This window comes from Candidatus Villigracilis saccharophilus, assembly GCF_016711665.1.
The window spans coordinates 85,855-97,203 of the sequence record NZ_JADJSO010000081.1; the positions used below are offsets into that span (position 1 = coordinate 85,855).

8 protein-coding genes are annotated in these 11,349 nt (G+C 52.2%); 7 read left to right on the forward strand and 1 reads right to left on the reverse strand.

All coding sequences use genetic code 11. The annotated features are described in order from the left end of the window. Positions 1-73: 73 nt before the first annotated feature. Positions 74-2,458, reverse strand: a complete 2,385-nt coding sequence (locus IPL17_RS25510) for a hypothetical protein (protein ID WP_345309907.1) — start codon at positions 2,456-2,458, stop codon at positions 74-76. Between the two features lie 136 nt (positions 2,459-2,594). On the opposite strand from IPL17_RS25510, the gene IPL17_RS25515 reads away from it, so the two are divergent. The 7 genes from IPL17_RS25515 to IPL17_RS25545 all read left to right on the forward strand — a co-directional run bounded on the left by IPL17_RS25515 (position 2,595) and on the right by IPL17_RS25545 (position 11,342). After that, complete coding sequence (locus IPL17_RS25515) at positions 2,595-3,044, forward strand: MaoC/PaaZ C-terminal domain-containing protein (protein WP_345309908.1); 450 nt, start codon at positions 2,595-2,597, stop codon at positions 3,042-3,044. Between the two features lie 89 nt (positions 3,045-3,133). Further along, positions 3,134-4,915, forward strand: a complete 1,782-nt coding sequence (locus IPL17_RS25520; protein WP_345309909.1) for a transglycosylase domain-containing protein — start codon at positions 3,134-3,136, stop codon at positions 4,913-4,915. After that, positions 4,878-6,140: a penicillin-binding transpeptidase domain-containing protein gene (locus IPL17_RS25525; RefSeq protein WP_345309910.1), complete on the forward strand. Its 1,263-nt coding sequence runs from the start codon at positions 4,878-4,880 to the stop codon at positions 6,138-6,140. Before IPL17_RS25520 ends, IPL17_RS25525 begins: the two co-directional genes overlap by 38 nt. 2 nt (positions 6,141-6,142) lie before the next feature. Beyond that, positions 6,143-6,853 carry a hypothetical protein gene (locus IPL17_RS25530; protein ID WP_345309911.1) on the forward strand — a complete coding sequence of 237 codons (711 nt, stop codon included), beginning with the start codon at positions 6,143-6,145 and terminating at the stop codon, positions 6,851-6,853. Positions 6,854-7,087: 234 nt separating this feature from the next. Then, complete coding sequence (locus IPL17_RS25535; RefSeq protein WP_345309912.1) at positions 7,088-7,783, forward strand: hypothetical protein; 696 nt, start codon at positions 7,088-7,090, stop codon at positions 7,781-7,783. A gap of 81 nt (positions 7,784-7,864) precedes the next feature. Continuing rightward, positions 7,865-10,048 carry a DNA-directed RNA polymerase subunit beta' gene (gene rpoC / locus IPL17_RS25540; RefSeq protein WP_345309913.1) on the forward strand — a complete coding sequence of 728 codons (2,184 nt, stop codon included), beginning with the start codon at positions 7,865-7,867 and terminating at the stop codon, positions 10,046-10,048. Further along, positions 10,023-11,342, forward strand: coding sequence for a hypothetical protein (locus tag IPL17_RS25545; protein ID WP_345309914.1), 1,320 nt, complete (start codon positions 10,023-10,025; stop codon positions 11,340-11,342). The genes rpoC and IPL17_RS25545 overlap by 26 nt, the downstream gene beginning before the upstream one ends. Positions 11,343-11,349 lie beyond the last annotated feature (7 nt).

Consider the following 11,349-nt stretch of genomic DNA (forward strand, 5'->3'; position numbering starts at 1 on the left):
TTTTATATCATGAAATTTATGGCTTAAGATTAATTCCCCAAAAGAAAATAAAATAGGCATGTGTATTTGCAGCTTACATCTCAACGATGCAAGGCTGTTCATTTTTCACGATCGCGCTTTCCCCGTTTGCAAACGTGACCACAGTCTGCTCCGCCGCACGCACAACGGTCAGCCCTTTATATTTTATGGTGACCGGCCAGGGGAATAAATTCCTGCCCTCAAGTTTTACTTTTGTGGCTGAAAGAATCGCCACGCCCAGTGTTCGCATAAACAATCCAACAGGCGCAAAGCCATGCAGTGAGTTGCGTTCGCCTATCCCCGCACCTGTTTCGGCATGATAGCGTTGATAAAAGGCGCGGTTCTGTTTTAAGTTTTGGATCACTGCATTCATCAAGTGTGCGGTCAGGCGGGTGGCTTCAGCACGGAATCCATACGCCAGCAGGCCTTCGCCGATCAATTGATTCCACGGGAAAGCCACGCCCATTGCAACCGAATCAGCTTCGGGGTCCGGCAGGAGCGGGAGCGAGGGCATTCCAAAAGGCCGGTCAAATCGATCTGCCATCAGCAAGTTGCGCCCGATCAGGGCGTGGGCCTGCTGTTTTTCTGGAACGCCTGCCCAAAGCGGCAGTGCCAGCGTGATATCTTCGCCAGTCGTATCGATTATTTTCACAACGATCTTGTCGTTTTTATCGAGGCCGCTAACGCTGATCCTGCCAACGCGCGTAAATAATTTCTGAGTCGTCGCAACCAGTCCGCCGCTGCGCCATTGGAATTGATGCCCTAAAATGATCTCGGTTTCACCCTTGGATTTTGTAAAGTATTCACTGATCTCCACTTCGGGGCGCTTCGCGGCTGGACTTTTGGTCTGAACCTCGATCAATAGGCGGACGCCATTTTCGAACTCAACTTTAGGGCGCATGTTTCCATCCCCTTTTTTCGAGGCGATGACGTTGCCCGTGGAACCCAGCCCTGAGTCACGGTCTCGATAGGAATAAAAACTTTGTTCCGCATTCCAGCCAGCCACCAGTGAGATTTTGATCCGTTCAGCCTGTGACTGCACAAGCATGGTTTCTTCTTCGTGCCTGCCTATTATTCTTGCGATCTTGACAATGGACTTCGCTTCATGGACCAGCAGGGCTTCCAGAGACGGACTGTGTACCAGCGAAATATCCAACCCCTGCGACCAAGGGGCCCACGCATCGAAAACAGGATTATCATCAAAACCGGTTTGCAGGATGTGGTCCCATTCCGGCACACCGTCGCGGTTGCGGTCATGTTCGGGTGAGAACCAGACCCAGAAGAATTTGATTAATTGGGGATATACCTCGGCGAGGAAGGCATCGTCTTGTGTGTCCTGATAATATTTCCATGCTAGGGAAGCGAGCAAGGGCGCAGCGATCAATTTTCCGCGCTGCGCGGCGAGTCCGGGTTTACTGTCCACTTCGCCGCTTTCGTTTTGTGTGGCAAGAAAATTCAGGATGAGCTTTTTTGTTACTTGCGGCGCGCCGTGTAAAATGCTTGAGATGTAATAGGCATCCAATGGAGTTTGCCCATTCCAGGAGGGGGCGTAATCGGTGCCATCCCCTTTACGTGAAAAGCCGTTGTCCATGTGACGCGCGTTTACAAAAGACGGGTTGGGTAAATGATCATTGCCGCTGAAGAATAATCCATGTGCGGCTTTCTGGCTAAACGCCAGCGCTGCGTCCCAGTCCGGGTCGCCGGTGCGGATGTCCAGGGTCTGCGCGGCATCCAGCATTTCGATGCGGGCGCGTTCCGCTTCCCAGGGACGCGCCGCGCTGCGGCGCGCAAGTTCAAAGGATGTGGGCACGGTATCCAGTGCGGCCTCAGCAAAAGTGATCTGTCTTGTTGCGCCGGGGCCAAGTTCCAATTCCAGCAGGAGCGAGGAATGCGGCCCCGGACCATGTTTTGGGCCGCCTGTCATAAAAATGACAGGCGCGATTCCGCTGGTTTGTCCCGCCAGAATATTAACTAATTGTTGTTGGGTGGGGATGATGGATTGACCATCTAAAGGAGCAAGCGCGGCGCATACTTCCAGATGGATCTGGCGAATGGCGTTGCTTTTGTTGGTGAGAATGACGCGTCCGGCCACCGCATGGGATTCAGGAACCCAGAATTCTGTCGTGACGTTTAGGTTCTCGATGGGAACAAAATCGAGTGTTAGGAAGTTAGGATAGGAACGGCGCAGTGACGGTTTGGTGATAAAGGTGTTAGGGTCTACAACGGAGTTGTTATTTTCTGTGAAGCGCAAATATAGGCGCATGGATCGTGCGCGTAGTCCAAATGTGGTGTTCAGGGATACTGCGGAACGCTCAACATCTGTCCCGCCTAGTTCCACTTCCCAAATATGATCATTGACGTAGTCTGGTTTACACAGACGGGCGTCCGCCGCCAGAGAAAGATATAGCGGGTCGCCGAGGCTTAAGGACCAATCACGCATGGCACATATTGTACGGGCGAAACGGCGGCAGGTCAAACGGGTATAATTTGAGTATATAGTCAAGTCACTGGTCGGTTAGCCGGCTGGTCGATTGCAAGGACTACAAGACTAACGACTACAGCACGAGGAGAGCAACATGGCTGGACTTTACTTTGAGGAATTCACGATCGGGCAAATGGTAAAAACCGCCGGGCGTACCATTAGCGAAGATGCGATCTTTTCATTCGCCGGGTTGACCGGCGACTACAATCAGATCCATACAGATGCGGCGTTTGCCAGCAAGACCCAGTTCGGTCAGCGCATCGCGCACGGACTGCTGGGCATGTCCATTTCCGTCGGGCTGATCATGCAAACCGGTCTGCTCGAAGGAACCGTGCTTGCCTTCCGCGAGATTAATGAATGGAAATTCGTAAAACCGTTTCTGATAGGAGACACGGTACATGCGCTCCTATCCATTGTTGAAATGAAGGCTTTACCGCGTATCGGCGGCGGTTCTTTGATCGCATCGGTGGAAGCTCGTAATCAAAATGATGAAGTCTGCCAGCGTGGAACATTGAATTTACTACTGTTGAGCAAACCCAAATAAAATTTTTATCATGGATTGCGCTGATTTTTAAAGTTTGCACAATCCGCGTCAGTGTGCCCGAACGGGTGAATCTGTGGATGTAATTAAACATGAGCAACGAAGAGAACGACCGAATACGCCGAATTATAAAATCTGAAGAAGAGACGCAGGGCGTTTATAACCCCACGCCCCCCGCTTTTCCACGCCCCGCTCTCGATAAGGACAATATGCCCTTGCCGCGCCGCGTGGATGAGATCGACGTGGAAGGTACGCGCGTTACGCGGGCCGCGTATGAGCCGACCTCAAGGCAGGTTCCACCACAACTGCCCAAATACCTCCCGCCAACTGAGCCGAATACCACACCTAGAATCCCATTCTATCGCCGGCGCGGGACCATGGGGTGTTTCCTGCGTGGTTTGATCGCTTCAGTTTTTGCTTTGCTTGTGATTGGTCTGTTGATGGGGTCGTATTTTGTTTATAGATACTATTTGATCGCGAGCACTCTTCCCGATGTAGGTACCTTGCGTGACCGCGCCTCGCAATTTCAGACCACGCGTATTTTAGACCGCAATGGCCAGTTATTATATGAATTGCTTGACCCCACTGCGGGCCGTCGCAACTATATTCCCCTGGAAAAAATTTCACCCAATCTGATCGCGGCCACCATTGCTACTGAAGATAAGGAATTCTATACAAACCCGGGCTTTGACCCGATTGCCATTGTCCGCGCCCTGTGGCAGAACTACGTCACAAGCGGCCAGGGCGGCGGCGCATCCACTATTACCCAGCAATTAGCGCGCGCGCTTTTGCTCTCGCCTGAAGAACGCAGCCAGCGCACAGTGAACCGCAAAGCCCGCGAGATCATCCTCTCTGCTGAAATTACACGCCGCTATGCCAAGGACGAGATCCTGGAACTTTATCTCAACGAGATCTATTATGGAAACCTGGCTTATGGCGTGGAAGCTGCCGCGGAAACCTACTTCGGCAAATCGGCAAAAGAGTTGACACTTGGCGAGGCCGCCTTCCTGGCGGGGCTGCCGCAATCACCGGCTGTGTATGATATTTACACCAACCCGGATGGAACCCTGATCCGCCAACAGCAGGTATTGGTGTTGATGTTCGACCTGAGCAATACACAAAACTGCATCGCTGTCAGCAACAGCGACACGCCTGTTTGCGTTGATCCCACTGTGGCTACGCAAGCCGCGAATGAAATGAAGGCTTATTCATACCGCCCGCCGTCATTTGATTCGAAATATCCACACTGGGTTAATTTTGTACGGTCCCAGCTTGAAGAAAAGTATGATGCGCAAACGATCTATCGCTCCGGATTTGTGGTTTACACCACACTCGATTCCGTGATGCAGGATAAAGCCCAACAACTTGTCACTGATCAAGTCGCCGCAATGGTGGACAGCAACGCGCATAACGGCGCGCTGGTCGCCATTCGCCCATCCACCGGCGAAATTCTTGCAATGGTGGGTTCCCCTGATTTTAACAATGCGGAGATCGCCGGCCAGGTGAATATGGCTACGAGCCCTACGCGCCAGCCGGGGTCATCCATGAAGCCATTCACATATATTGCGGCTTTTGAAAAGGGATGGACCCCGTCCACACTGATCTGGGACGTGCCAACCCAATTCCCTGATGGTGCCAACCCGCCTTATGAACCGAGAAATTATGATGGCACATTCCACGGCCCGTTGACCGTGAGAACCGCGCTTGCCAATTCATTTAACATTCCCGCTGTGAAAGCGCTTGAATTCATTGGTATATATGATGACCCGAACACGCCTGAGAAGGAAGGCATGATCGGCATGGCCGAAAAGCTTGGCATTACATCACTGACACGAAATGATTACGGGCTTTCCCCTTACGCTGGGCGGCGGTGACGTCAGTTTGATCGATATGACTTCTGCTTATTCAGTCTTTGCAAACGGCGGTCAACGTATGCCGCCCGTTGCCATTCTCAGGATCACGGATTTTGCCGGCAATATCATTGATGAATATGCCCCGAAAGCTGGTGAACAGGTCATCCGCGCTGAACACGCTTATCTCATTTCTTCGATCCTCTCTGATAATGAGGCGCGTGCTTTTACTTTTGGACGACACTCCGCTTTGAATTTATCTTTTCCCGTTGCGGCAAAGACAGGTACCACCAACGATATCCGCGATAACTGGACAATGGGCTACAACCCGGACCTGGTTACTGGTGTATGGGTCGGCAATGCAGATTACACCCCCATGACCAATTCATCGGGCTTAAGCGGTGCGGCGCCTATTTGGGGTCAATTCATGGAGTTCGCGGTTCCTTATCTTACCAATGGCGCACCAACTCCGTTTAATCGGCCGGCCGGAATTATGGATAGGATCGTATGCAGAATCTCGGGCACTGAACCTTCCAACGCGTGCGGGTCGCAATATACAGAGATTTATGCCAGCGACCAGCCTCCGCTGCCTGCAGGGAAGGATCTTGTACGCCGTGTAAAAATTGACAAGTGGACCGGTCTCGAAGCATCCGATGCCTGTAAAGGTCCCAGCTCAGAAGAGCTGGTAATGAATGTGACCGACAAATGGGGGCGTGACTGGCTGGGAACTGGCGATGGTCAGTTTTGGCTTGAAGATAATGGTCTGTCGCGCAATCCGATTTACGCCCCGGACCGCGAATGCAGCGCCAATGATCCACAGCCAATTGTCGAGATCAATCTGACGGATGCTCAAGTCATTACATCCACGATCTTGGAGATCAAGGGATCTGCTGCGGCAGATAGCGGATTCAAGAAATGGATTTTAGAATACGGCCTGGGGGGGGAACCCGGCTCATGGTCTGTTTTGAGCGAGAGCGATAATCCTGTAAAGGATGGAACGCTTTTTACATGGGATCTAACCGCCATTCCAAATGGGATCGTTACCTTGCGCTTAACTCTGGTTGGAGACAAAGCCGAGGTGGATAAGCGTGTCACATTAAACCTTAGCCTGCCTACCGCCACTCCGCCCCCGTCTACGCCGACAGAGACACCATCCCCATCCCCAACGCCCACTCCTACACAGATTCCCACTTTGGAGATTATCGTGCCGTCTGAAACTCCCACTGAAACGTCAACGGTGACACCCTGATCATGAAGGCGCTTAACTGTCCCAGCTGCGGAGCGGCTTTGCCCGCCCATGTAGTCAGTACAGATCTCGCTTCGTGCGAATTTTGCGGTACAACCTTTCGTATTTCAAAGACGCTAACGCCCGAACCTGACATGGGTGACCTGCTCCTTGGCGCTGATTTCAGCAAAAAGATCATACCTGGTTGGGAAACTCTTAATCCGGAAAAGCTAACATTCCACAAAAATTCACCCCCGGAATTGCGGGGTACGTTTGACCCGCATACGAATTCATATTATCTATTGAAAAGTTCCGGGCTATGGGATGATTTTGATGCCGGTGTGAACATCAAGTTCACCGGCGGCGATAAGGAGTGGATTCGCGGCGGGTTGTACACCCGCTTTTCTTCTGAAGGCGGATATGGATTCCTCGTTTCCGCGCAAGCTTCCTATACTTTCGGAACCTTTGCTAAAGATAATACGGGAGAGTTGGTCTTTCATAAAATAATGGCATGGACATATCACACAGCCTTGAGACCTGGATTTAATGAGGTCAACCGTCTGCGTGTCATCTGTAATGCTGGTAATTTTCGTATCTTTTTAAATGGCGTAATGGCCACCTCATTCAAGGATGAAAAGTTCACAATGGGTAAGTTGTATCTTGTGGCGGAGCCAAGCGAAAAATCGAAGATCACGATTGCTTTTTCTGATCTGCAGTTGCGGGAAGTTCCCAAGTAGACCAAATCCGCTGATAACCCAGCCAAAACCGCCAATCCACCTTAAAATCAGTGACTCTTCACTATTAACAACCCTTGACGCGCATTCTGCGTGTGCGTATAATCACCAGATTGGATATTAAAATCGATCAACAAAAGCAAGCGCTTCAGAAAAAATTCTCGAAGCGCTTGCCTTTGTTTGTCTCTGCATTAATTCAGAGAAAAAATCGAATACTATTTTTTTAGGAGAGTACCAGTGGAAACTAAGGGACTGACCGCACTCCGTATCAGCTTAGCCTCGCCGCAGACCATTCTGTCATGGTCATATGGTGAGGTTCTTAAACCCGAGACCATCAACTATCGACGTTTACGCCCAGAGAAAGACGGTCTATTTTGTGAAGCCATCTTTGGACCCACACGCGACTGGCAATGTTACTGCGGCAAATATAAGAACCCGCGCTACAAAGGCATCACCTGCGATAAGTGCGGTGTGGAAGTCACGCGCTCTGCCGTGCGCCGCGAGCGCATGGGACATATCACCCTGGCCACACCGGTTGCGCATATTTGGTATACGCGCCGCATCCCATCACAAATGGGTATGCTGCTTGATGTCTCACGTCGCAATCTGGACCGTGTATTGTACTTTGCACAATACATCGTTACTTATGTGGATGAGGATGCTCGCAAGAAAGCCTTGCAGCGTTTGGAAGATGAAATTTCCGTGTCCGAGCGCGAACAGGCGGCAGGCGTCAATGCCAAGATCGCCGAGATCAAGCAAAAGCGCGACCACGAGATCTCCGATCTCAAACAAAAGCAGGCTTCACTTCAACAAAGCTATGATGAACAAATTGCCGAGCAGATGGAGCCCATCACCAAGGAAGGCCAGAGACTTGAGAAGCAACTTCAAGATCAAATGGGTGAAGCCGCGGGAAAGCCATCTTCTTTGAGTTGACCAGGTGAAAAGATCCTTGATGCCGGCGAAAAAGTCAACAGCAAGCACATTGCCCTCGTTCAAAAGAGCGTTACCAGAAAATTGGAAACACTTGAGAGCGAATCAAATACCAAGAAGATACATGAACTGGAAGCCATAAAGACCCAGGCGGCCACCATCAAAGCAGCGGCTGACCAGGAAATGGAAGCCTTGCGCGGTGAATTGGAAAATGAAACCACCGCTTCCTCCAATAACTCCTCACGCCTGCGCGATGAGCTGTTGGAACTGCGTCCTTTTACATTCTTAAGCGAAATTCGCTATCGCGAACTCAAACAGCGTTGGGGACAGGTATTCCGCGCTGATATGGGCGCCGAAGCTTTCTTCGACATTCTCGAACGTCTCGACCTCGATAAACTTTCTGAAGAACTCTGGCATGAAGTCCGCAGCACCAAGAGCAAGCAGAAGCGCAAGAAATCCACGACCCGTTTGAAGGTGGTGGAAGCTTTCCGCCGTTCCGGCAACAGCCCGGCTTGGATGATCCTGACAGTTCTTCCGGTCATTCCTCCGGACCTGCGTCCGATGGTGCAGTTGGATGGAGGCCGTTTTGCGACATCCGATCTTAACGATCTTTATCGCCGTGTGATCAACCGCAATAATCGTTTGAAGAGATTGCTCGAACTTGGCGCGCCGGATGTCATCATCCGCAATGAGAAACGCATGTTACAGGAGGCTGTTGACAGCCTTATCGATAACAGCCAGCGCGGCAAGGCGCTTTCCCGCCGCGGACGCCGCGAACTCAAATCCTTGAGCGACATGCTCAAAGGCAAGAAGGGACGCTTCCGCCGCAACCTGCTCGGTAAGCGCGTGGATTACTCCGGTCGTTCCGTGATCGTGGTTGGTCCTCAACTCAAGTTGAATCAATGCGGTCTTCCCAAGAGCATGGCTCTGGAACTATATCGTCCGTTTGTGATCGCAAGACTCGTTCAGAATAATTACGCCGCGAATGTCAAAGGTGCGCGCCGCCTGATCGAACGTAACAGACCCGAGGTCTGGGAAGCGCTCGAAAGTGTGATCGGCGATCGCCCGGTCATGTTGAACCGTGCGCCCACCTTGCACCGCCTTGGCATTCAAGCCTTTGAGCCGATCCTGATCGAAGGCTCTGCCATTCAATTACATCCGCTTGTGACCACCGCTTTCAACGCGGACTTCGACGGCGACCAGATGGCTGTTCATGTTCCGCTTTCTGCGAAAGCAGTTGCCGAAGCGCGTGACCTGATGCTGGCTTCAAAGAACCTGCTCAAGCCTGCGGACGGCGAACCAATCATCTCGCCTTCCAAGGATATGGTTCTCGGAGTGTATTACCTGACCATGGAGAAAAAGGCTGTCCATAAAGGTGACGGCCGCGCTTTTGCCGATATGGATGAGGTGGAACTCGCCTACGCACTCGGACAAGTGGAAGTTCATTCTGAGATCAAATTCCGCGCGAAGACCTGGTACGACGACAAGGGTGATCGCCTGCCCGAAGCCGAGTACCGCATCCTGAATACGACCGTTGGCCGTGTCCTGTTCAACCGCGTGCTGCCTGAGCAGGTACAGTTCGTCAATGAAAAACTTGACAAAGGCGGAGTCAAAGATCTGATCGCTGAAGTCTATGAATTATGCGGACAGGTCATCACGACCGATGTGGCTGATGCCATTAAACATATTGGCTTTACATTTGCCACCATCTCCGGCACCACGCTTGCGGTTGCGGACATTTCCATCCCGCCGGAACGTAAGGGCATCATTGAAGATGCGCTCAAGCAGGTTGAAGTGGTTCTGCGCGACTTCCGCCGTGGTCTGTTGACCGAGCAGGAAAAGAACGAACGCGAGATCCAGATCTGGCAGGAGACCACCGAGAAGGTGGGTATCGCCGTCAGAAAGCACATGGACCCGGATGGCAACCTTTCGACCATGGCAACCTCCGGTGCGACAAAAGGTGGTTTCTCGACCATCTCACAGTTGGCGGGTATGCGTGGCCTGATGGCAGATCCTTCCGGACGTATTATCCCGATGCCGATCCGCTCCAACTTCCGCGAAGGGCTCACAGCGCAGGAATACTTCATTTCGACGCATGGCGCGCGCAAGGGCCTCGCGGATACAGCTCTCCGTACGGCGGATGCGGGTTATCTCACCCGTCGTCTCGTGGACATTGCACAGGATATCATCATCAACGAACATGATTGCGGAACGCACGAAGGATTATGGATCCGCAAGGTGGATGATGTTGCCCGGTCAACCGATTAGCAACCGTCTTTACAGCCGGCTGGCTGTTGAACGCGTACTTGACCCCAATACCGGTGAAGTACTGGCTGAATACAATGATGTGATCACCCATGACTTGGCGCGCAAGATCGCCAATGCAGGTGTGACTGAAATGAAAGTCCGTTCGCCGATGACCTGTGAATTAACACACGGCATCTGCGCCAAATGCTACGGCATTGACCTGGGTCGCGGTGAGATCGTTGAACTCGGTGCGGCGGTTGGTATTGTGGCTGCCCAATCCATCGGTGAGCCTGGTACTCAGTTGACCCTGCGCACATTCCACACCGGTGGTGTGGCTTCTCAGGGCGCTGCGGACATCACAACAGGTTTGCCGCGCGTGGAAGAACTTTTCGAAGCCCGCAAGATGCCGAAGGGCGAAGCGGTTGTCGCAGAGATCAGCGGCGTGGTTCGTATTATGCAGTCCGAGAAATATGCGGATATGCGCGAAGTTCATATTGAACACGCGGAAATGATCCATGATGAATACGCTCTTCCTGAAGATTGGAAGTTCGTTGCAAAAGATGAAGACGAAGTGCAGGCTGGCGACATCCTTGCTTCAAAAGAAAAAGCCACCATCACCGCCCAACACGCTGGACGTGTTGCTGTCGAAAAGAAAGACCGCAAGATCATTGTCTCCTACGAACAGCGCGAAGAATCCATCGTAGACATCCCCACCACCTCACGCCTGCTCGTCAAGGACGGTGCGCATGTGGAACCTGGTCAGCCGTTGACGGAAGGTTCGCTCAACCCGCATCGCATCTTGAAGATCCAGGGACGCAATGCATGCCAGATGTACCTCATGACCGAAGTACAGAAGGTGTATCGTTCACAGGGTCAGAACATTCACGACAAACATTTTGAAGTCATCATCCGCAAGATGCTGAGCAAGGTCCAGGTCACTCGCCCCGGCGATACCAAGTATCTGCCCGGCGACGCGGTGGACCGTCTTGAGATCCGCAAGACCAACGAAGCATTGCTTGCAGATGGAAAGACTGCGGCGCGCTTCCAGGAAGTGCTGCTCGGCGTTACAAAAGCGTCGCTCAGCACCGACTCGTTCCTCTCAGCTTCCTCCTTCCAGCACACGATCAAGGTGCTGGCGAGCGCAGCCATCGGTTCCACGACCGACCCGCTCTTCGGTTTGAAGGAGAACGTGATCATCGGCAAGCTTATCCCGGCTGGCACAGGTTTCATTCACGGGCGCTTCGCGGACACGGAAACGGTCCACAACGCCACGCAGTGGTCGAACCTCCCAGACATGGGCAGTATCGGAGACTAACGCACGA